The organism is Clavibacter capsici, from assembly GCF_001280205.1.
In the GTDB taxonomy this organism is placed as follows: domain Bacteria; phylum Actinomycetota; class Actinomycetes; order Actinomycetales; family Microbacteriaceae; genus Clavibacter; species Clavibacter capsici.
Genome location: NZ_CP012573.1, coordinates 184,742 through 205,370, shown reverse-complemented (window position 1 = coordinate 205,370; position 20,629 = coordinate 184,742). Strand labels below are relative to the sequence as shown.

The 20,629-nt window shown below is 73.9% G+C and carries 19 protein-coding genes; 7 read left to right on the top strand and 12 right to left on the bottom strand.

Annotated features, from left to right (window positions below; all coding sequences use genetic code 11):
- Positions 1 to 40: 40 nt before the first annotated feature.
- Entirely contained in the window at positions 41 to 1,558 is a 1,518-nt protein-coding gene (locus AES38_RS01015) for an alpha-N-arabinofuranosidase (RefSeq protein ID WP_053773404.1), read from the top strand.
- On the top strand, positions 1,555 to 2,817 hold the full coding sequence (locus AES38_RS01010) for a glycoside hydrolase family 27 protein (protein ID WP_244629197.1): 1,263 nt from the start codon (positions 1,555 to 1,557) through the stop codon (positions 2,815 to 2,817). Before AES38_RS01015 ends, AES38_RS01010 begins: the two co-directional genes overlap by 4 nt.
- A gap of 34 nt (positions 2,818 to 2,851) precedes the next feature.
- Here the strand turns inward: AES38_RS01010 and AES38_RS01005 are convergent, their stop codons facing one another.
- The 3 genes from AES38_RS01005 to AES38_RS00995 form a co-directional block, all read right to left on the bottom strand.
- Complete coding sequence (locus tag AES38_RS01005) at positions 2,852 to 3,757, bottom strand: carbohydrate ABC transporter permease (protein ID WP_072174596.1); 906 nt, start codon at positions 3,755 to 3,757, stop codon at positions 2,852 to 2,854.
- Positions 3,757 to 4,746 (bottom strand): carbohydrate ABC transporter permease, encoded by a 990-nt coding sequence (locus AES38_RS01000; RefSeq protein ID WP_053773403.1) that lies wholly within the window; start codon positions 4,744 to 4,746, stop codon positions 3,757 to 3,759. The genes AES38_RS01005 and AES38_RS01000 overlap by 1 nt, the downstream gene beginning before the upstream one ends.
- Positions 4,747 to 4,813: 67 nt before the next feature.
- Positions 4,814 to 6,085 carry an extracellular solute-binding protein gene (locus tag AES38_RS00995; protein WP_157883491.1) on the bottom strand — a complete coding sequence of 424 codons (1,272 nt, stop codon included), beginning with the start codon at positions 6,083 to 6,085 and terminating at the stop codon, positions 4,814 to 4,816.
- Positions 6,086 to 6,315: 230 nt separating this feature from the next.
- Here AES38_RS00995 and AES38_RS00990 point away from each other — a divergent pair, with 230 nt between their 5' ends.
- A complete protein-coding gene (locus AES38_RS00990; protein WP_053773401.1) occupies positions 6,316 to 7,317 on the top strand; it encodes a LacI family DNA-binding transcriptional regulator in 1,002 nt (333 codons plus the stop codon).
- A 78-nt stretch (positions 7,318 to 7,395) separates the two neighbouring features.
- Here the strand turns inward: AES38_RS00990 and AES38_RS00985 are convergent, their stop codons facing one another.
- Positions 7,396 to 8,436: a LacI family DNA-binding transcriptional regulator gene (locus tag AES38_RS00985; RefSeq protein WP_072174594.1), complete on the bottom strand. Its 1,041-nt coding sequence runs from the start codon at positions 8,434 to 8,436 to the stop codon at positions 7,396 to 7,398.
- Positions 8,437 to 8,641: 205 nt separating this feature from the next.
- Here AES38_RS00985 and AES38_RS00980 point away from each other — a divergent pair, with 205 nt between their 5' ends.
- From AES38_RS00980 to AES38_RS00970, 3 genes are all read left to right on the top strand, one after another.
- Positions 8,642 to 10,303, top strand: coding sequence for a hypothetical protein (locus tag AES38_RS00980; RefSeq protein WP_053773400.1), 1,662 nt, complete (start codon positions 8,642 to 8,644; stop codon positions 10,301 to 10,303).
- A 59-nt stretch (positions 10,304 to 10,362) separates the two neighbouring features.
- Positions 10,363 to 10,812: an MSMEG_6728 family protein gene (locus AES38_RS00975; RefSeq protein ID WP_053773399.1), complete on the top strand. Its 450-nt coding sequence runs from the start codon at positions 10,363 to 10,365 to the stop codon at positions 10,810 to 10,812.
- Positions 10,813 to 11,044: 232 nt separating this feature from the next.
- Positions 11,045 to 11,536 carry an FBP domain-containing protein gene (locus AES38_RS00970; protein WP_053773398.1) on the top strand — a complete coding sequence of 164 codons (492 nt, stop codon included), beginning with the start codon at positions 11,045 to 11,047 and terminating at the stop codon, positions 11,534 to 11,536.
- Between the two features lie 137 nt (positions 11,537 to 11,673).
- On the opposite strand, the gene aroQ is transcribed toward AES38_RS00970, so the two are convergent.
- Entirely contained in the window at positions 11,674 to 12,264 is a 591-nt protein-coding gene (aroQ, locus tag AES38_RS00965; protein WP_053773397.1) for a gamma subclass chorismate mutase AroQ, read from the bottom strand.
- A 170-nt stretch (positions 12,265 to 12,434) separates the two neighbouring features.
- On the opposite strand from aroQ, the gene AES38_RS00960 reads away from it, so the two are divergent.
- A complete protein-coding gene (locus AES38_RS00960; RefSeq protein ID WP_053773396.1) occupies positions 12,435 to 13,433 on the top strand; it encodes a hypothetical protein in 999 nt (332 codons plus the stop codon).
- A gap of 19 nt (positions 13,434 to 13,452) precedes the next feature.
- Here AES38_RS00960 and AES38_RS00955 read toward each other — a convergent pair whose 3' ends face one another.
- The 7 genes from AES38_RS00955 to AES38_RS00925 all read right to left on the bottom strand — a co-directional run bounded on the left by AES38_RS00955 (position 13,453) and on the right by AES38_RS00925 (position 20,617).
- Positions 13,453 to 14,109 (bottom strand): HAD family hydrolase, encoded by a 657-nt coding sequence (locus AES38_RS00955; protein WP_053773395.1) that lies wholly within the window; start codon positions 14,107 to 14,109, stop codon positions 13,453 to 13,455.
- A complete protein-coding gene (locus tag AES38_RS00950; protein WP_174775875.1) occupies positions 14,106 to 15,455 on the bottom strand; it encodes an ROK family transcriptional regulator in 1,350 nt (449 codons plus the stop codon). The genes AES38_RS00955 and AES38_RS00950 overlap by 4 nt, the downstream gene beginning before the upstream one ends.
- Before the next feature lie 20 nt (positions 15,456 to 15,475).
- Complete coding sequence (locus AES38_RS00945) at positions 15,476 to 16,684, bottom strand: Gfo/Idh/MocA family protein (protein WP_053773394.1); 1,209 nt, start codon at positions 16,682 to 16,684, stop codon at positions 15,476 to 15,478.
- Positions 16,681 to 17,451 (bottom strand): ThuA domain-containing protein, encoded by a 771-nt coding sequence (locus AES38_RS00940; protein WP_053773393.1) that lies wholly within the window; start codon positions 17,449 to 17,451, stop codon positions 16,681 to 16,683. Before AES38_RS00940 ends, AES38_RS00945 begins: the two co-directional genes overlap by 4 nt.
- 82 nt (positions 17,452 to 17,533) lie before the next feature.
- Entirely contained in the window at positions 17,534 to 18,397 is an 864-nt protein-coding gene (locus AES38_RS00935) for a carbohydrate ABC transporter permease (protein WP_053773392.1), read from the bottom strand.
- Positions 18,390 to 19,379 (bottom strand): carbohydrate ABC transporter permease, encoded by a 990-nt coding sequence (locus AES38_RS00930; protein ID WP_053773391.1) that lies wholly within the window; start codon positions 19,377 to 19,379, stop codon positions 18,390 to 18,392. The genes AES38_RS00935 and AES38_RS00930 overlap by 8 nt, the downstream gene beginning before the upstream one ends.
- Positions 19,379 to 20,617, bottom strand: a complete 1,239-nt coding sequence (locus AES38_RS00925) for a sugar ABC transporter substrate-binding protein (protein ID WP_053773390.1) — start codon at positions 20,615 to 20,617, stop codon at positions 19,379 to 19,381. Before AES38_RS00925 ends, AES38_RS00930 begins: the two co-directional genes overlap by 1 nt.
- Between the last annotated feature and the right edge of the window lie 12 nt (positions 20,618 to 20,629).

Here is a 20,629-nt window from a genome sequence, read left to right as displayed (position 1 = left end):
ACCCCCGCGGCACCGTCGCCGCCCCACCGGAGGAGCACCCGTGACCACCACCATCACCGTCGACCTCGACCGCCCCGGCGCCACCATCAGCCGCCACCTCTACGGGCACTTCGCCGAGCACCTCGGCCGCTGCATCTACGACGGCTTCTTCGTGGGCGAGGACTCGCCCGTGCCGAACGCCGGCGGGATCCGCCTGGACGTCGTCGAGGCGCTCCGGGCCCTCGACGTCCCGAACCTCCGCTGGCCCGGCGGCTGCTTCGCCGACCGGTACCACTGGCGCGAGGGCATCGGCCCGCGCGAGGAGCGGCCGAAGCTCATCAACACGCACTGGGGCGGCGCGGTGGAGGACAACTCCTTCGGCACCCACGAGTTCATGGCGCTCTGCGAGCTGCTGGGCGCCGACTCGTACGTCTCCGGCAACATCGGCTCCGGCACGGTGCAGGAGATGTCGGACTGGGTCGAGTACCTCACGGGCGCGGGCCAGTCGCCCATGGCCGACCTCCGCCGCGCGAACGGCCGTGACGAGCCGTGGACCGTGCCGTTCTGGGGCCTCGGCAACGAGGCGTGGGGCTGCGGCGGCAACATGCGCTCGGTCACCTACGCCGACCTCGCGCGGCAGTTCGGCACGTTCTGCGAGAGCGGCGGCGACACCCCGCTGCACCGCATCGCGGCCGGCGCCGACACCATGGACACCGAGTGGACCGAGACGCTCATGCGCGTGATCCCGGAGATGGATAAGCACCCGTTCTCGTCCGTGCCGTGGGAGTCGGTCTCCGTGCACTACTACACGATCGGCGGCAGCTGGACGGCGAAGGGGAGCGCCACGGGCTTCGACGCGGCGGCGTACTGGAGCACCATCGTCGCGGCCCAGGGGATCGCGCCGCTGCTGCGCGCGCACGCCGCCGTCATGGACGTGCACGACCCCGAGAAGCGCTTCGGCATGGTGCTCGACGAGTGGGGCACCTGGTGGGACGTGGAGCCGGGCACGAACCCGGGCTTCCTGTTCCAGCAGAACACCATCCGCGACGCCATGGTCGCCGCGCTGCACTTCGACGTCTTCCACTCCTTCGCCGACCGGCTGCGCATGGCCAACATCGCGCAGACGGTGAACGTGCTGCAGGCGATGCTGCTCACGGATCCCGACGGCGGCGAGATGGTGCGCACCCCCACGTACCACGTGTTCGAGATGAACCGCGGGCACCACGACGCCGCCTCGCTGCCCGCCACCGTGGTCGGGCCCGCGCGCGCGGTCGACGGCCGGGAGATCCCGCTGGCCTCCGCCTCGGCGAGCGCCAAGGACGGCCGCGTGCTCGTCTCCGTGTCGAACGTGGACCTCGAGGAGCCGATGGGGATCGACCTCGCGTTCCGCGGCGGCCGGGTCGACGACGTCGTGGGCCGCATCCTCACGGCCGACCGGCCCGACGCGCACAACCGCCCGGGCGACGCGGACGCCGTGAGCCCGGTCCCGTTCGACGCCTACGAGCGCACCGCCGAGGGCCTGCGCCTCACGCTCCCGCCGCACTCGTTCGCGACCCTCTCGCTGCGGATCGACGCGTGACCGCGCCGGTCCGCGCGGCCCTCCCGCCCCTGGGGTGGAACAGCTGGGACGCGTTCGGCGGATCCGTGACGGAGGAGGAGGTGCTCGCCAACGCGCGCTTCCTCGCCGCGCACCTGCTGCCGCACGGCTGGGACACGGTCGTCGTCGACATCCAGTGGTACGAGCCGGATCCCGGGACGCACGACTACCGGGAGGCGTCCGCCGCCGAGCTCGACGCGTGGGGCCGGCCGCAGCCCGCGGTCGGCCGCTTCCCGTCGGCGGCGGGCGGGCGCGGGTTCGCGGAGCTCGCCCGACGGATCCACGCGATGGGCCTCCGCTTCGGCGTGCACCTCATGCGCGGCGTGCCCCGGCGCGCGGCCGAGGAGCGCCTGCCGGTCCTCGGCTCCGACGCCACGTGCGCCGACATCGCCGACCCGGGCAACCCCTGCCCCTGGAACCCGGACATGCACGGCGTCGACATGACGCGGCCCGGAGCCCAGGAGTGGTACGACTCCGTGTTCGCGATGCTCGCGGAGTGGGGCGTCGACCTCGTGAAGCTCGACGACGTGCTGTACCCGCCGGTCCAGGCGGCCGAGGTCCGGGCGATCGCGCGCGCCATCGCCGCGTCGGGGCGCCCGATGACGCTGAGCCTCTCCCCCGGCAAGCAGCTCTCCCTCGAGCACCTCGACCTGCTGCGGGAGACCGCGCAGACCTGGCGCATCTCGGACGACCTCTGGGACGACTGGGACCACCTCCGCGAGCAGTTCCAGCGCGCGGCCCGGTGGGCGCCGCACCAGCGCCCGGGCGCGTGGGCGGACGCCGACATGCTGCCCCTCGGCCGCATCGGGATCCGGGCCCACGTCGGCGGCGACCGGCAGAGCCGCCTCACCCCGGCCGAGCGGCGCACCCTCGTCTCGCTGTGGTGCCTGCTCCGCTCGCCGCTGATGTTCGGCGGGCACCTGCCCGACACCGACCAGGCGACGCTCGCGCTCCTCACCAACGACGACGTCCTCGAGCTCCTCGGCGGCGACGCCAGCCGCGAGATCGTGCGCGACGGCGACCTCGTGGTCTGGGCGGCCGAGCGCGGATCCACCCGCTGGCGCGCGGTCTTCCAGCTGGGCGACGCGCCGCGCACCGTGACGGCGCACCTGGCCGACCTCGGCTGCCCGGACGCGACGCGCGCCACCGACCTCTGGACCGGCGAGGAGCTCGCGGTCGTCGACGGCGGGATCCCGCTCGAGGTCGAGGCGCACGGCGTGCGGCTGCTGCGCCTCCCCTGACGGGCGGGCGCAGCAGCCGCGGCGCGGGCCGGCGTCAGCCCTTGAACGCGCCGTCCATGATCCCGGTGATCATCCGCCGTCCGACGAAGAAGAACAGGATCAGCAGCGGCAGCGTCGCCATGAACGACCCGCCCATGGCGAGCGCCACGTCGATCGACCGGTTCGCCTGCAGCTGCTTCAGCGCGATCTGCACCGTGAACAGCTCCGGCGACTTCAGCACGATGAACGGCCACATGAAGTCGTTCCACACCCCCGTGAAGGTGATGAGCCCGAGCACGAACGCGGCCGGCCGCACCACCGGGAACGCGACGCCCCAGAACAGCTGCCACGAGTTCGCGCCGTCGAGCCGGGCCGCCTGGATGAGCTCGTCGCTCACCGTGGTGGACATGTGCTGCCGCATCCAGAAGATGCCGAACGCGCTCGCGAGGCCCGGCACGATGATCGCCTGCAGGGTGTCGACCCAGCCGAGCTGGCTGATGATCAGGTACTGCGGGATCACGCTGAGCTGCGCGGGCACCGTCATGGTGAGCAGCACGATGAGGAACAGGGTGTTCCGCCCCGGGAAGCGCAGCTTCGCGAACGCGAACCCGGCCATGGCGCAGAGCACCGCGGACAGCACCGCGATGGTCGTCGACACGAGCACGCTGTTGAGCAGCGACAGCATGAACGGCACGGTGTCGAACACCTTGCCCGCGACCTCGAGGAAGTTCGTGCCGGGGAACAGGCGCGGCGGGATCGAGGTGACGGCGGTCGCCCCCACCGAGGCCACGACGAGCATGTAGTAGAGCGGGAACACCGAGATCAGCACGGCGATGCTGAGGAACACGTAGACGATCGGGCTGACGCCGCCGCCCTTGCCCCGGCGCCGGGGCAGGGCCGACCGCGTGGTGACGGGTGCGGCGACGGCCGGGGACACGGTCTGGTCGATCACGTCGGACATCAGCTCGCCTTCCTGGTGCGGGTGGACAGGTAGAAGTTGAGGAGCGCGACGACCACGACGATCACGAACAGCACGACGCCGATGGCGGATCCGTAGCCGAACTGGAACTGGCCGAAGCCCTGCTCGTAGAGGAACAGCGCGAGCGTCTGGCACTGCCGGCCGGCGCCGCAGGTGAGCCCCGACTCGGGCGCGGCGAGCAGCGGCTCCGTGAAGATCTGGAGGCCGCCGATGGTCGACATGATCACCGTGAAGATGATGATCGGGCGGAGCGCGGGGATCGTGAGGTGCCGGAACTGCTGCCAGCTGGACGCGCCGTCGACGGCCGCCGCCTCGAACATCTCCCGCGGGAGCGCCTGGAGGCCGGCGAGGTAGAGCAGCGTGTTGTAGCCGAACCAGCGCCACATGACCATCGCCGAGATGAGGACCCACGAGCCGTGGTTGGTCGCCATGAAGTTCACCGACGGGAGCCCGACGAGGCCCAGCACCCAGTTGATGAGGCCGAAGTTGCGGTCGAAGATCTGCGCGAACACGATCGCGGTCGCGGCGACCGAGGTGATGTACGGCACGAGCAGCGCCATGCGGAAGAAGTTCGCCCACTTGAGCCGCGCGTGGTTGAGCAGGTGCGCGAGGAAGAGCGCGAGCAGCAGCTGCGGGATCGTGGAGATCAGGAAGATCGCGAACGTGTTGACGAGCGCGTTCCAGAACCGGTCGTCCGCGAAGAGCTGCTCGAAGTTCGCGAGCCCCACGAAGGTCTGCTTGCCGATCGGGTTCCAGTCGAACAGCGAGACGTAGAACGTGAAGACCAGGGGGAACAGGCCGAACACGATGAAGATCACGAAGAAGGGCGCGACGTACGCGTAGGGGGCGATGCGCTCGGAGAGCGACTGCTTGATCTGGCGGGTCCTCGAGACCGCCGGCGCCTTCGGGCGGCGGGAGGTCCGGGGTGCGGGTGGCTCGGTGCTCGTGCGGGGTGATGTCGCCGTCGACATTTGGTACCTCCGTCTGAGGGCGGCCCGACGCATCGCGCGCCGGGCCGCCCGGGTGGGTGGGACGGGATCAGCCGCCGATGGCGGTCTTCGCCGAGGCGAGCGCCTGGGACCACGCCTTGTCGGAGGTGACGTTGCCCGACTCCAGCTCGACGAGCGTGTTGAGGAGGGCCGCGTTGATGGGCGACGTGTCGGGGCCGTTGTAGAAGGAGGGGAACTCCGTGACCGACCTCGACATGACCTCGCCGATCTTCGAGTCGCCGAAGAAGTCGTCCGTGTAGGCCGCCACCGCGTCGCTCTCGACCGCGGCGGTGGCCGCGGGGAAGGTGCCGGTGCGCTCGAAGTGCTCCTGCTGCGCGTCGCCGGACATCATCGTCTCGATGTACCTCCAGGCCGCCTGCGGGTGCTCGGCGCGGGCCGGGATGGCGATGACGCTGCCGCCCCAGTTGCCGCCGACGCCGGGGACGCTCGCGACGCGCCAGTTCCCCGCGGTGTCGGGGGCGTCGGTCTTGATGCCCTGCAGGATCCACGACGGCGCGACCGTGACGGCGAACGCGCCGTTCGCGCGGCCCGGCGCCCAGCCCGACGACCACGCGGCGATGCCCGCGCTGATGCCGGCGTCGTGCGTGTCGACCGCGACCTGGAACGCGTCCTCCACCTGGGGGTTCGTGTCGTAGACGAGCTCGCCGTCCTCGGAGTAGTACTTCTCGCTCACCTGGTTGACGGTGGAGAAGAAGACGCTCGTCTCGATGTTGTCGACGAACGGCTTGCCCGTCGCCTTCGTGTACTGCTCGCCCATCGCGATGAACGAGGGCCAGTCCTTCCACATCGCGGCGACCTCGTCGGGCTCGGTCGGCAGGCCGGCCTCGGCGAAGAGGTCGGCGCGGTACGCGAAGCCGAGGCCGCCGACGTCCGTGGGGATGCCGACGACCGAGCCGTCCTCGGCGGTGGCGGCGGAGGCCGCCCACGGGAGGTAGTCCTTCGCGATGTCGTCGCCGCCGAGCGTGCGGAGGTCGAGGAAGTTGGCGCTGTTCTCGACGAACTTCGGGAGGTCGTCGTTCTGGATCATGACGAGGTCGGGGACCTTGCCGCCGGCGAGCGCCGCGGTGAGCGCGGTGGCCGTCTCGGTGGTGGAGCCGACCTCGGTCAGCTTGACCTTCGCGTCCGGCGCCTTCGCCAGGTACTCGGCGACGCCGTCCTTGGCGCCGATGCCGGTGAAGGACCAGAACGAGACCTCCGCGGCCGGGTCGTCCGATGCGGCGCCCCCTCCGCCGGACGAGCATCCGGTCAGGGCGACGGCGACTGCTGCGGCGACGACGACGGCCGTCAAGCTTCTTCTCACGATGTTTCCTCTTCGTCGGGGATCCGTGCGGCGTGATCGGAGCGTCAGCGCTCCGGCCGAGAGAACGATCTCTTGGCGTCACCGTAGCTCGCGTGCCACCATCCTGCAAGCGGCCGTCCGGAGCGGGACCGCGCCGTGGGACATCGATCTCCACCTAGGATCAGGAGGGCTTCGCGACCGTGACGACGCCCGCCCGGGAGGGGACCCATGCACACGAGGGCGAGCGCCCGATGACCCGGCCCACGCTGGTCGACGTCGCGAAGGCCGCGGGCGTCTCCCGCGCGACGGCCGCCCGCGTGCTCTCCGGGGGCACCCGGGTCGACGCGCGCATGGCCGCGGCCGTCGAGCAGGCCGCACGGCAGCTCGGCTACGAGGCGAACAGCGCGGCCCGCATGCTGCGCGGCGGGCGCTCGGGGGCGATCGCGCTCATCATCGCCTTCAACGAGCTCGACAGCCTCACGGGCACGTTCTTCACGTCGGTGCTGAAGGGCGCGGCGAAGGGGCTGCACGCGGCGGAGATCCAGCCCGTGCTGCTGCCGGCCGACCAGGACGACGCCGACCGGATCCCCCGCTTCCTCCGGTCGCGCGCGGTCGACGGCGCCATCGTGATCCTCCAGCACGAGATCACCCACCTCGCCCAGACGCTCGCCGACTCCCCCGTGCCCGTGGCCTGGGTGGGGCGGCCGCGCGGCGACCTCGCGGACGACGCGATCATCGTCGACTCCGACAACCACGGCGGCGGGCGGCTCGCGGCGCGCGCGCTCGCGGACGCCGGGCGGCGGACGCTCGGGATCATCGCCGGGCCGCACGACATGGAGCCCGCGCGCGACCGGATCCGCGGCTGGCGCGACGAGCTCACGGCCCGGGGCATCGACCACGGCGCCATCGTGCACGCCGAGTTCACGCTCGAGAGCGGTGCGGCCGCCATGGCCCGCCTGCTCCAGCGGCACCCGGACATCGACGGCGTCTTCGCCTCCTCCGACCTCATGGCCGCGGGCGCGATCCGCATGCTCCAGGCCTCGGGGCGGCGCGTGCCGACCGACGTGAGCGTGATCGGCTTCGACGACGTGATCATCGCGACCACCTCGGATCCGCCGCTCACCACCGTGCGCCAGCCGCTCGAGGAGATGGGCCGGGTCGCCGCCGAGACGGTGATCGCGACCATCGAGGGCCGCGAGGTCGACCGCCAGCCCGTGCTCGCGACGAGCCTGGTGCAACGCGAGTCGGCCTGACGCGGCGGGCGATCGGCCGGGCCCTGGTGCGCGAGATCGATCTCGCGTCGAGCCCCGGAGCGGCCGCGCCGGACGCCGCTAGCCGCGGGGCGCGGCCACGGATCCCCGCCGCACGAGCTCCGTCGCGAGCTCCATGCGCGACCCGGCGGGGCCGCCCGCACGCGACCGGCCGGAGCGGTCGGCCTGCTGCAGCAGGTGGAACGCCGTCGCGCCCATCTCGGCGATGGGCTGGCGCACCGTCGTCATGGGCGGCATCGCCCACGCCGACTCCTGCACGCCGTCGAATCCGACGACGCTGAGGTCGTCGGGGATCCGGAGCCCGGCGTCGTCCGCGGCCTCGTAGACGCCGAGGCCCATCACGTCGGAGCACGCGAAGATCGCGGTGGGCCGGTCGGGCGCGGCGAGCAGGGCGCCGGCCGCGGCGCGGGCGCGCTCCCGGTCCCAGTCGCAGTACACGACCAGCTCGTCGGGCACGGCGATACCGGCCGAGCGGAGGGCCGTCCGCAGGCCGTCGATGCGCGCGCTGCCGAACAGGTGCGCCTCCACCCCGCCGATCACGCCGATCCGCGTGTGCCCCTCGGCGACGAGCAGCTCGGCGGCGATGCGCCCGCCGTCCCAGTTCGTGGCCCCGACGCTCGCCACCTCCGCGGGCGGCCGCGTGCTCGGGTCGATCGCGACGACGGGGACTCCGGCCGTCGTGAGCGCGTGCAGGCCGGCGGGGGTCGCGTCGACGAGCACGAGGATCGCGCCGAGGGAGGGGCGGCGGAGCAGGCGGCTGATCCACTCCCCGTCGGGGCGGGCGCGGGTGAGCACGAGGTCGACGCCCGCAGCCGACGCCTCCTCCTCGATGGCGCTGAGCACCGGGCCGACCCAGCTGCCCTCGATGTGCCCCACCACCACGTCGACGACGCGGGCGGCACGCGGATCCCCGTCGGCCGGTCGCGCGCGGGGCCGCCGCCGGTAGTCGAGCGCGTGCGCGGCGGCCATCACGCGCGCGCGGGTCGCCTCGGACACGTCGGTGCCGCCGTTGAGGACCTTCGAGACGGTCGGGACGGTGGTGCCGGCGCGCTCGGCGATCTGGGCCATCGTCGGGCGCGGCGCCGACCTCGTGCTGTCCATGAGCCGGAGCCTAGCCGAGCGATGACGGCGTGAGTTGCGCAACTCATGACGGCGTCGTGACCGCATCGAGACCCCGCTCCCCCTTGCCGGCCACTCGGGCACCGGGGATGATGAGCGGACACCGCGCGCCGCTCGTCGAGGAGTTGCGCAAGGTCTGTTCGATGGCGAACCGCGGAGCGATCCGCCCGGCACACGGAGGACGACGATGACCCCCACCCCGCTCGTCGAGCTGCGGTCGCGGACCGCGCCCTCCGCCGCCGCCGCGGCCGCTACGTCGGCCGCATCCACCGTCGAGGCCCGCTCCGGGGACCGCCGCCGTGCGCCCGCCCGTCGCGCCGCGACCGCCGAGCGCCCCGTCGCCGGCACCCGCGCGCGAGCAGGCGCCGACCCGGGCCGCGCCGGCGGAGCCCGCCGATCACCCGACGGCCGCCGCGACGAGATCGTGTGGCGCAGCGGCCGCCTCGAGCTGCGCCTCCGCCGCTCCCCCGACGGGCCGGTGATGCTGACGCGCCTGGTCGCGGGATCCGTCGAGACGCACTTCGCGCACCCGGTGCCGCTCGTCGAGGTCCTCGTCGCGGGCGACACAGGTGCGGGCGACCTCGGCGCGGGATCCGCCGCCCGGCTCGCGGGCACCGCCGTCGGCGCGGCGCTCCGGTACGTCGGCCACTCCGTGTCCGCGGACGGCGCGCGCCTCGAGGTCGTCTCGGCGACGCCGGACGGGATCCGCGCCGCCGTGACCCTCGAGGGCCGCGACGGCGCGATCCGGAGCGGCGCGGTCGTCACCAACGACGGCGCATCGCCCGTGGACGTCGTCGCCGTCTCCAGCTGGGCCGCGCCGCTCGGCGTGCGGCTCGACAAGGGCGCCGCGGCCGATCCGGCTGCCGACTGGGAGCTGCTCGAGGGCCGCGTCGCGGGCGGGCACGCGGCCGGGTGGTCGGCGCGGTCGCTGCGGGACCCGGGCCTGCTCGCGGAGCCGCGCGGTGGATCCGTCGCGCGCGCCTCCGACGCCGGCCCGGCCGCCGACGGCCCGCTGCCCGTCGCCGCGCTGCGCTCCGAGCGGCAGGAGGTGGCGTGGCTGTGGGAGGCCGGGCCCGCGGGATCCTGGCGCTGGGAGGTCGGCGAGCACGGCGGCGACGGTCACCTCGTGGTGTCGGCGATGCCGGGCGGATCCGCGGAGCCGCTCGCGCCGGGGGCGTCGCGGGCGTCGGCTCCCGTGCTCGTCGCCGTGGGCACCGACCTCGAGGACGCGGCGGCGGCGCTGACCCGGGCCCGGCGGTCCCTGCGCCCGGCGCACGCCCACGCCGCGTCGATCGCGCCCGCGGATCCCGACGCCGACGACCTCCTCCTCCCGCTGGCCGCCGTCACGGCGCCGCTGGTGACGCTCCCCGGGCTCGCCGCCGCCACGCGTCCGCGGCCGGGCGCCTCGCCGGAGCGCACCGCGTCCGCCCTGGTCGCCGCCCTCGCGGGAGGCGCCGCGCCGACCGACGACGACGACCGCCTGGATCCGGCGCAGCGCGACCTCGTCGCCGACGCCGCGCGCACGGCGGACGACCTCCGCGACGGCGCCGCCCGCTCGGTGCCGCTCTGGCCGCTCGGCCTGCCCGCGTCCGGCGACCGCTGGGTGGCCGTCGCGCACGACGCCGGCGACGTCGTGCGCGTCGCGATCTGGGACCGCGGCGACGACGCGGGCACCGCGACCCTCTCCCTCCCCTCCCTCCTCGGCCGCCGGCTCGACGTGTCGACCGCCTTCCCGCGCGCCCTCGCGGCGTGGGACGCGGATTGGGACGCCGCCCGCGGGATCCTCACGGTCGGCTCGATCCCCGGCGGCCCGTCCGCGCGCCTGCTGGAGCTGCGCCGTCGCTCCTGAGCCGCGCGCTCATCACCGGCCGCCCGCCGCCCGCGCGCCCACCGGAGTTGACTGGCCGGATGCAGACGTTCCTCCCCTACCCGGACCTCGCCGCGAGCATGGCCGTGCTCGACGACAAGCGGCTCGGGAAGCAGCGCGTCGAGACCCTCCAGGTGATGAAGGCCGTCACGGTCGCGGGCTACGGCTGGCAGAGCCACCCCGTCACGCGGATGTGGCGCGGTCACCGACCGGCGCTCATGGAGTACCAGGAGGCGACCTGCGCCGAGTGGATGCGGCGCGGATTCGCCGACACGTGCTTCGAGAAGACCCTCGCGATCATCGCCGAGGTGCCCGAGGACCTCGCCGCCTACACGGAGGGGCGCATCACGCGACCGCCGTGGTGGGGCCGCCCGGAGCTGCACCTCTCCCACCGCTCGAAGCTGCTGGCGAAGGCGCCCGAGCTGTACCGGCCGGCGTTCCCCGGGGATCCCGACGACCTCGACTACGTCTGGCCGGTCACGAGCGCGTGATCGATTCCCCACCCGGGGTACTGTTGCCGCGTGAGCATCGGCAGCGCGGCGCCCTCAGGGCGTGGGGAGGTCGTCGGCGGCACGTCCGTCGGCACCAGGTAGTCACCGGATCCGTCGCCGCGCCCCGCGAGGGCCGGCCGCATCCGGCGTGCCGTCGATCCACGAGGATCCGGCCGCCGACCCCCGACACCGTTCCCGCGGCAGCGCCGCGACCCCGCACGAAGGGCACCCCATGCTCCCCCTGACCGAATCCGAGATCCGCTCCTCCCTCGTCAACGCCTCCCAGCGCGAGGCCCGCGACATCCGCCTGCCGGAGGGCTTCGCCGACCTCCGCTGGGACCGCCTCGACTTCCTCGGCTGGCGCGACCCGAGGTCGCCGCAGCGCGGGATCGTCGTCGTGCCGTCGGGCGACGAGCTGATCGGCGTGCTGCTGCAGCAGGCCGGCGCCGCCCCGCGGTCGCGGGCCCAGTGCTCGTGGTGCCAGGACGTGCGGCTGCCCGCGCCCGTCGGCTTCTACGCCGCGAGCCGGGCGGGCGCCGCGGGCCGCAACGGCAACACGATCGGCACGCTCGTCTGCACGGACTTCGAGTGCAGCGCCAACGTGCGGAAGCCGCGGCCGATCCCGTACCTCGGCTTCGACCCCGCGGCGGCGACCGCGCAGCTCATCGACGACCTGCGGACCCGCGTGGCGGCGTTCGCGGCCGACGTCGCGTCGACGGCCTGAGCGGACGCGGCGCCGTCCCCGGCCCTCACGCCTCCTGACGCGGCGGGCGGATCCGCCGTCTCGCCGATGCCCACCCGCGGGTGGGTCGGCCGGGCCCGCGCATCGGGGCAGCGGACCCGACCGGGTCGGTGGGCCGGTCAGGACTCCGGCGTGCAGACAGTCGCGAGGGCCGTGCGGAAGGCCTTGCGGTGCGCGTCGTCGAGGCCCCGGCCGAGCTCGCCGCGCGCGTCCTTCACGAGGTGGCCGCACGCGGCGTCGTCGAGGGTGGCGTGCGCGGCGCCGATGGCGGGGACGAGGCGCGCGTCCACCGCGTTGATGCGCGGGCGGACGCTCGTGGTGAGGTCCGGCGCGGTGGTGGGCGCCTGGTCGGGGTGCGCGTGCCAGCGGGCGATGAGCGCGTACTGCACCTGCTTGCTCGCCTCGATCTGCGCCCGCATGATGCGCTCGGCCGCGACCGGGTCGACCCCGTCGGCCTTCGCGGCGGCGACCGTGGCGTCGATGACGGCCTGCTCACGGGCGGGATCCGCGACGGCCTTGCCCGACAGCCACTTCGACGCGGCCACGTCGTCGGCGATCTCGAGGCGGTCGAGCGCCGCGGACGCGACCGCGGTGACGGCCTGCTGCTCCGCCGGGTCGCGCGGGCACGCCTGCGCGGGCGTGGCGGCGCCGAGGACGGCGGCGATCGAGACGGCGAATGCGGACGAGGCGAGCAGGGCGCGGTGGGGCATGGCGGATCCGTTCTGAGGAGCGGGCGGATGGGAGCGGGTCGGGCGGGGTCGGGTGCGGATCGGGGTGCGGCGAGCATAGGCAGGCGACGCGCCCGGGCGGTCGCCGGAGTCCACAGGAGGGCCCGATCGGGGGCGCGCGCCCAGAGCGGGCCCGTCGCTAGCGTGAGCGGGTGACGACCCCCGATCCCGCCCTCGCGCCCGCGGCCCTCCCCGAGCCGCGAGCGACCCGCGCGACGTCCGGCATCCGCGGTGCGCTCCTCGCCCTCGCCGTGGGCGTCGCCGCCGCGGTGCTCGGGCTGCTGCCGTGGATCCTCGCGGGCCTCCGCCTGCCGCTCCAGAACCTGTGGCGGGAGCAGATCACGGACGCCGGCGACATGCCGATCGCGCTCCTGCCCTTCAACCAGTACACGGCGGGGCTGCTGGCCGCGGTGATCGTGGTGGGCGGCGGCATCGCGGGCGTCGCCGCACGTGCCCTCCGCGCCCGGCTCCCCCGGCACGGCTCCTGGCTCGTCGTGGCCGGGCTGCTCCTCGTGCAGGTCGTCGCGCTCGTCCAGACGTCCGCGGTCACGGCCGACGGGCTCGGCATGGACGACGTGCCCACGGCCGGCACCCGCACGGGCGCCGGCATCAGCGAGGCGCAGGTCTACCTCGTGGCGTTCGTCGGCGGCACCGCGGCGATGGTGCTGCTCGCGGGCCTGGTCGCGGCCCTCGTCGCCCGCGCGCCCGCCGGTCTCGCCGTCGCCGCGGCGGCCGTCCCGGTCGTGCTGCTCCGCGAGTGGCTGGGCGGGCTCCTGTCCCCCGGCGACGGCGGGCTGCTGAGCGACACGGCGTACGCGATCCTGCCCGTGATCTCGTGGGTGCCGCCCGTCGTGCTCGGCGTCGCCGTCGCGCTCACGGGGCTGCGCTCGGTCGGTCGCGTGATCGGGTCGGTCATCGCGGTGCTGCTGCTCTGGCTCGGGACGGCCGTGGTGGTCGGCATCACCTACGCCCTCGGCAACCGCAGCCTGCTGCGCTACCCGCTCGAGCTGGTGCAGGCGGGCGGCACGGTGGGCGGGGCGGTGCTCCGGGGCGAGGGCGGCGTGCTCGGGCAGCTCGCGGTGGCCGTCGTGGTCGGGATCCTCGGCGCGCGCGTCGTGCGGGCGGTGCGGCGGCGGGTCGCCGCCGGGTGATCGGGCGCGTGCCGGCCGGTCAGCCCGCCAGCCCGCGCAGCAGCCGCGGCAGGTCGCGCATGTCGTCGAAGACCGTCGCGCCCGCGTCGCGGAGCCGCGCGGCCGGCGTCAGCCCGCCCGCGTAGCCGAGCGCGCGCATGCCCGCGGCCCGCGCGCCCTGCACGCCGTAGGGGCTGTCCTCCACGACCACGCAGCGCGACGGGTCCACGCCCATGCGCGCGGCGGCGAGGAGGAAGAGGTCGGGCGCGGGCTTGCCGTGCTCCACCTCGGTGGCGCTGGAGATCCGCCCGTCGAAGCGCGGGAGCAGGCCGGTGAGCGCGAGGTTCGCGCGGATCTTCGGGTGCCCTCCGCTCGAGGCGACGCACACCGGCGTCGCGATGCGGTCGAGCGCGTCCGCGATCCCGTCGACCGGCCGCAGGTGCGCCTCGAACGCGTCCGTGTACCAGTGCCGGTAGGGCGCGTCCCAGTCGTCGGCGAGCTCGCGGCCGAGGTGGGCGGCGACCTCGGCGGTGAAGCTGGCGTGCGACTTGCCGACGAAGCGCTCGACGATCTCCTCGGTCGTGACGTCCCAGCCGAGCTCCGCGAGCACCCGCCGGTCGACCTCGACGGCGAGCACCTCGCTGTCGACGAGCACGCCGTCGCAGTCGAGGATCACCAGGTCGACGGGCGCGCTCACGCGGTGGTGCGCTCCGCCTCGGCGGCGGCGCGCATGACGCCCGAGGGATCCACCAGCACGCGCGCGAAGGCCAGCTCGGCCGCGCCGATCATCAGCCGGTCGGGGCCGAGGGCCGCGCGGCGGATCCGCAGGGCCTCTCGCGCGCCGGGGAGCGCCTGGGCGGTGGCGCAGGCGAGGACCCGGTCGGGATCCGCCGCGTGCAGCGACCCGAGGAACCCGCCGAGCACCACGAGCGACGGGTTGAAGATGTTGACGACGTTGCGCAGCGCGACCGCGAGGTTGTCGATCTGCCGCTCGACCTCCCGGGTGACGCGCGCGTCGCCCGCCTCGAGGGCCGCCGCGAGCACGTCGCCGAGCTCGTCGGCGCGGGCGCGCGGCAGGCCCGTGACCTCGAGCAGCGCGTCCTGGCCGACCGTGGTCTCCAGGCAGCCGACCGCGCCGCAGTGGCAGAGCTCGCCGCCGGAGTCGACGAGCGTGTGGCCGAGCTCGCCGCCGTAGCCCTCCGCGCCGCCGAAGGGGCGCCGGCCGATGAGCACGCCGCCGCCGACGCCGCTGGCGCCGCCGTTGAGGTAGACGAGGTCGTCGACGTCGCGGCCGGATCCGAAGCGCCCCTCCGCGACGGCCGCGAGGCTCGCGTCGTTGGCGGCGAGCGCGGGGAGCCCGGTGGCCTCGGCGAGGAGCGCGGCGAACGGCTCGTCGACCCAGCCGAGGTGCGGCGCGAGGCGCACGAGCCCGCCGTCGAAGCGGACGAGGCCGGGCACGGCGACGCCGATGCCGAGCACGCGCGCGTCGGGCCGGGTGGCGCGGAGGTCGGCGCGCAGCTCGGCGACGATGCCGCTCGCGAGCTCCGCGGCGACCGCGGCCGTGGGGATCCCGTCGGTGTCGCGCCGGACGCGCTCCTGCACGACCCCGTCGAGGCCGACGAGGCCCACGGTGACGGCGTCGATCTCGGGGTTCACGGCGAAGACGACCACGCGCGGATCCGCGGACACGATGGGGCTCGGCCGGCCGACGCGGTTCGTGCCGGGCGGCTCCGACTCGACCACGAGCCCGAGCTCCTGCAGCTCGCCCACGAGCGCGGCGATGGTGGAGCGGTTGAGGCCCGTCTCGCGCGTCAGCTCCGAACGGGAGGCGGGGCCGGTCTCGTGCACGATCTGGAGCACGGTCGCGAGGTTGGAGCGGCGCACGTGGTCGGGGGTGGTGCCGCGGGAGCGGGCGTCGCCCGGGGGCGGGATCTCGCGGGACCGGGGATCCGGCGCGAGCGGCACGGCGCGGGCGGGCCGGGCGGGGTCCGCGACCGGCGCGAGGGAGGTGCGCTCGGCGTCGTCCGTCTCGTGCCCGGTCACTGGATCCCCACCCGACGAGGCTACCCGGCGGCGGCCGGGCGGGCGACGGCCGGGGCGCCCGCGGACGCCTGGCCCTGCAGCGCGCGCCGCACGCCGTCGGCGCTCCACGACGCGAGCCGCGCGCGCACGTCCTCGCGCCGCTCGTCGGCGAGCGCGGTCGCGTGCGCGCGCTCGAGCACGTCGTCGATCGCCACCCGCGCACCCGAGTCCTTGGACTCGATCGCGGCCTCCACCATCGCGAGGCTCATCACGTTGCCGTGAACCTCGCCGTGCGGCCGCTCGCCCGTCCGCAGCGCGCGCACGAAGGCGCGGAGCGACCCGGCGATCTCGACGCCCACCGACTCCTCCGGCGCGGGATCCGCGGGCGGCCCGTCGGGTGCGTCCGTGACCTCGCTCGTCGGCTCGTGGTCGCCGTCCCAGAGCGCGGTGCCGTGCGCGCCGCTCACCCGCCAGGATCCGTTCCACGACGTCTCCGCGCCCGGGCTGCACCAGCTGCCCGTGTAGACGTAGCGCACCCCGCCCTCGAACGCGAAGACCGCGGTGGCGGCCGCGTCGCCGCGGTACCAGCTCCAGTCGGGGTTGTACGACTCGCAGTAGACGCCCACGGGATCCGCGTCGAGCAGGTACCTGACGGCGTCGAACTGGTGCACGGCCATGTCGAGCAGGAGCACGTCGTCCATCTCCTCGCGGAACCCGCCGAAGTGCGGGGCCTTGAAGAACTCGGTCGTGACGATGCCGACGCCGCCGAGGTCGGCCGCCCGCCGCTTGAGCGCGACGAGGTGGTCGTTGTACCGGCGCGACTGGCTGACCATGAACAGCTCGCCCGTGATCTCCGCGGCCGCCGCGAGCGACAGCCCCTCCGCGACCGTGAGCGCGACGGGCTTCTCGCCGAGCACCGGGATCCCCGCGAACAGCGCCTGCGTGGTGACGGGGTGGTGCGCCCGCGGGATGGTGACGTCGATCACCGCGTCGGGCCGCACCCGCGCGATGAGCTCGCCGAGGTCGGTGGACGCCTCCGCCGTCGCGCCGTGCGCCGCGGCACCCGCGCGCGCGGCCTCCTCGTCGAGGTCGACGACGCCCACGAGCTCGACGTCGGGATCCTCCGCGATGGTCTTCAGCCACGCCTGGCCCATGCCGCCGGCGCCGACCTGCACGACGCGCAGGGGCGCGCCGTCCGCGGGCGCGACGATCCGGTGCGCGGCGCCCGTGCGCTCCTCCACATCGGTCATCGCTCGAGCGCCCCGGCGTAGTCGATGCCGTCGTAGTACTCGCCGAGCTCGTAGCGCAGCAGCGTGGGCGTCTCGCGGCGGTCCGGCCGCGCCCACTCGCAGGCGTTCGCGATCACGCGGCGGACGTCCCGGTGGTGGTAGACGGGGAAGTCCTGGTCGCCGGGCGAGAAGAAGAAGATCCGGCCGAAGCCGCGGCGGTAGGTCATGCCGCTGCGGAACACCTCGCCGCCGGTGAAGCCCGAGATGAAGACCAGCTCGTCGGGCGTGGGCACGTCGAAGTACTCGCCGTACATCTCCTGCTCGTCGATGACGATCGGGTTCGGGACGCCGCGGGTGATGGGGTGCTGCGGGTTCACGGTCCACACCAGCTCGCGGTCGTGCTCGCTGCGCCAGCGGAGGGTGCACGTGGTGCCCATCAGCTTCGTGAAGATCTTCGACCAGTGCCCGGAGTGCAGCACGATGAGGCCCATCCCGTCGAGCACATGGCGGTGCACGCGCTCGACGATCGCGTCGTCCACCTCGGCGTGCGCCGCGTGGCCCCACCAGGTGAGGACGTCCGTGCGGGCGAGCAGCTCCTCGGTGAGGCCGTGCTCGGGCTGGTCCATGGTCGCGATCTCGACGTGCGCGTCGGGCAGGTTCTCCTGCACGCCCGCGGCGACGGCCCCGTGCATCCCGGTCGGGTAGCGGTCCCTCACGTGCTGCTCGATCTGCTCGTGGCGGTTCTCGCCCCAGACGGTGACGCGGAGCGGGGTGGTGGTGTCGGTCATGGTGTCTCTCTCTCGGAGGGGTCGTGCGGGATGTCGGAGGGGGCGCGTGCCGCGTCGGGAGCGCGGGCGTTCGGGTGCGGGATCACTTGACCGCGCCGCCCGTCGCGCCCGCCGCGATGAAGCGCTGCGCCGCGAGGAGCAGGACGATCGCGGGGAGCGAGGCGAGCACGGCCGTGGCCATCACCGTGCTCCAGTCGGCGGTGTACGTCCCGATGTACTGGTAGATCCCGAGCGTGATGGGGCGCACGTCGTCGGTGGTCGTGAGCGTCAGCGCGAACAGGAAGTCGCTCCAGGTGAAGAGGAACGTGAAGAGCCCGGCCGTGATCACCGCGTTGAGGCTCACCGGCAGGACGATCGAGCGGAAGGCCCGGAAGTTCCCGGCGCCGTCCACCTTCGCGGCCTCGATGATCGACGGCGGGATGTTCGCCATGAACGCCCGCATGATGAGGATCGCGAACGGGATGCCGGCCGTGGAGTCCGCGAGGATCAGGCCCGGGATCGAGTTCAGCAGCCCCACGTCGTTGTACGCGGCGTAGAGCGCGTTCGCCACGACGATGCCGGGGATCATCTGCGAGATGAGGATCCCGAACAGCACCGCGTTGATCCACTTGAACTTGAACTGCGCCAGCGCGTACGCCGCGGGGGTCGCGACGGCGAGGCTCAGCACCACGCTGCCGAGCGCGATCACGAGGCTCGTGCCGAGCGCGCGCCCCTGCTCGCTGAGCGCGGTCGCGTACCCGCCGAACTGCGCCTCGAAGGGGAACCACGCGGCCTGGATCGCGGGCCCGGCGGGCTGGAGCGAGATGTTCACCATCCAGTAGACGGGGAAGAGCATCAGGGCGAGGATCACGACCCCGATCACCGTGGAGATCCAGCTGCGGTCGGCGCGCGGCCTCCGCGAGCCCACCGGCCGGAGCAGGGCGGGACGGGTGGCGGTGTCACTCATCGACGGCCTTCCTGTTCGCGCGGAGGTAGACCACCGCGAACACCGCCGAGATGGCGATGAGGATGTTGCTGAGGGCGGCGCCCGACCCGAAGTCGAACTGCTGGAACGAGAGCGTGTACGACTGCGTCGCGATGGTCTGCGTCGCGTTCGCGGGCCCGCCGTTCGTGAGGCCGAGGATGATGTCGAGCACCTTGATCGTGTAGACGACGCCGAGCACGAGCACCACGCCCACCACCGGTCGCAGCAGCGGCCAGGTGATGTGCCGGAAGCCGCGCCAGCCGGTGGCCCCGTCGAGCGAGCCGGCCTCGTACAGCTCCGGCGGGATGTCCTGCAGGCCGCCGTAGAGGATCGTCGTGTTGAACGGGATCCCGATCCACACGTTCACCGCGATCACCGTGATGAGCGCGAACGCCGGGCTGGTGAGCCACGGCACCGGGTCCTGCACCACGCCGGAGCCGACGAGGAACTGGTTGAGCACGCCGGAGTCCTGGTCGAGGATCCACTTCCACACCGCGCTCGAGACGATGAGCGGCAGCAGCCACGGCAACAGCAGCAGCGCCCGCAGCAGCCCGTTGAGCGGGAACGACCGGCGGAAGAACAGGGCCAGCACGAGCCCGATCACGAACTGGCCGAGGATCGACCCGGCCGTGAACAGGAACGTGTTGAGCAGCGCCGTCGAGAAGATCGACGACGAGACGACGGACGCGTAGTTCGCGAACCCGACCCACGGCGCCTCGCCCGTGTAGAAGGTCGTCGTCGTGTACTCCTGGAAGCTCATGACGATGTTCTTCACGACCGGGAAGCCGAAGAAGAGCACGAGGTAGACGACCGCCGGCACCAGGAACATCGCCTGGAAGAAGCGCTCCCACCGGAAGCGGGGACGGCGGCGCACGGGACCCCGGGCGACGGCCGGATCCGCGGAGCCCCGGGCCCGCCCGGCCGCCTGCGCGGTCGGGCGGGCGGGGACGGCGGTCGTCGCCATCAGCCCTGCTCGGCGTTCTTCAGCGCGTCCTCCGGGGAGGACTGGCCGGTCAGCGCCGACTGCACGGCCGTGTAGATCTTGGTGGCGGCCTTCGGCCACTCCTCGCCGAGCTCGCCGGTGCGGGCGCGGGCGTCGGCGACGAGGTCGACGAACACCTGCTCCTCGGGCACCTGCTGGCCGAACTCGGTGGCGACGGCGGTCTTCGACGGGATGGTGAAGCGCTTGGTGGCCATGTCGAGCTGGTTCTCGTCGGAGTTGAGGCACTCGACGACCTTCGCGGCCGTGGCCTGCTTCGCCTTGTCGCCGGTCTGCGGCACGGTCCACACCTCGCCGCCGAGCGGGGCGACCGCGGTGCCGCCGGCCTCGGGCGCGGGGAGCTTCGCGATGCCGTACTCGACGCCCGACTCGGTGAGGGCCGGGATCTGCCACGGGCCGTTGATCATCATCGCCGTCTTGCCGGCCATGAACTGGTCGTTGACGTCGGACTGGGTCCAGTTGACGACGCTCTGCGACGCCGAGCCGTCCTTGACGAGGTCGGTCCAGAGCTGCAGCGCCTCGGCGGTCTCGGGGGTGGCGATGTCCTTCTCGTCGCCGCCGTTCGACCACATGAAGGGCAGGAACTGCCAGGTGCCCTCGTAGGTGGCGTTGGCGTCCATCGCGATGCCGTAGCGGTCGCCGTCCTTGAGCGCCGCGGCCGCGGTCTTCAGCTCGTCCCACGTGGTGGGCGGCTGGATCCCGGCGTCGGCCAGCATCTTCGTGTTGTAGAACAGCGCGATCGTGTTGACGGTGGGCGCGAGGCCGTACGTCTTGCCCTCGTAGGTGCCCGCGTCGACGACGCCCTTCGCGTAGCCGTCGGTGGAGATGCCGAAGTCCTCGAGCGGGGCGAGCGCACCGGTGGCGGCGATCTGCTGGAGGTCGGGGTTGTCGAGCATGAGCACGTCGGGGAGGGTGCGCGACGAGGCCTGCTGCAGCACCTTCTGGATGAGGCTCGAGCCCGGGATCGACGTGCGCTTGATGGTGACGCCGAGCGACTCGCCGCACTTCGTGAGGGTGTCGCCGATGACGGCGTTGTCGTTGCCCTCGTTGTAGTAGTCGGTGACGGTGATCGTCTTCGGGTCCCCGCCGGACGAGGATCCGCCCCCGCCGCCGCCGGAGCAGCCGGCGAGGACGAGGGGGACGGTGGCCGCGAGGGCGGCGGCGCCGACGAGGCGGCGGCGGGCGGTGGATCGAGGGGACATCGCGTGGTCTCT

Excerpts from the sequence above, each read along its gene's own strand:
- AES38_RS01000 (WP_053773403.1), bottom strand. The coding sequence starts at position 4,746 with ATGTCGACGGCGACATCACCCCGCACGAGCACCGAGCCACCCGCACCC.
- AES38_RS00935 (WP_053773392.1), bottom strand. The coding sequence starts at position 18,397 with ATGAGTGACACCGCCACCCGTCCCGCCCTGCTCCGGCCGGTGGGCTCG.
- AES38_RS00940 (WP_053773393.1), bottom strand. The coding sequence starts at position 17,451 with ATGACCGACACCACCACCCCGCTCCGCGTCACCGTCTGGGGCGAGAAC.
- AES38_RS00925 (WP_053773390.1), bottom strand. The coding sequence starts at position 20,617 with ATGTCCCCTCGATCCACCGCCCGCCGCCGCCTCGTCGGCGCCGCCGCC.
- AES38_RS00985 (WP_072174594.1), bottom strand. The coding sequence starts at position 8,436 with ATGGACAGCACGAGGTCGGCGCCGCGCCCGACGATGGCCCAGATCGCC.
- aroQ (WP_053773397.1), bottom strand. The coding sequence starts at position 12,264 with ATGCCCCACCGCGCCCTGCTCGCCTCGTCCGCATTCGCCGTCTCGATC.
- AES38_RS00930 (WP_053773391.1), bottom strand. The coding sequence starts at position 19,379 with ATGGCGACGACCGCCGTCCCCGCCCGCCCGACCGCGCAGGCGGCCGGG.
- AES38_RS00980 (WP_053773400.1), top strand. The coding sequence starts at position 8,642 with ATGACCCCCACCCCGCTCGTCGAGCTGCGGTCGCGGACCGCGCCCTCC.
- AES38_RS00990 (WP_053773401.1), top strand. The coding sequence starts at position 6,316 with ATGACCCGGCCCACGCTGGTCGACGTCGCGAAGGCCGCGGGCGTCTCC.
- AES38_RS00975 (WP_053773399.1), top strand. The coding sequence starts at position 10,363 with ATGCAGACGTTCCTCCCCTACCCGGACCTCGCCGCGAGCATGGCCGTG.
- AES38_RS00970 (WP_053773398.1), top strand. The coding sequence starts at position 11,045 with ATGCTCCCCCTGACCGAATCCGAGATCCGCTCCTCCCTCGTCAACGCC.
- AES38_RS01005 (WP_072174596.1), bottom strand. The coding sequence starts at position 3,757 with ATGTCCGACGTGATCGACCAGACCGTGTCCCCGGCCGTCGCCGCACCC.
- AES38_RS00945 (WP_053773394.1), bottom strand. The coding sequence starts at position 16,684 with ATGACCGATGTGGAGGAGCGCACGGGCGCCGCGCACCGGATCGTCGCG.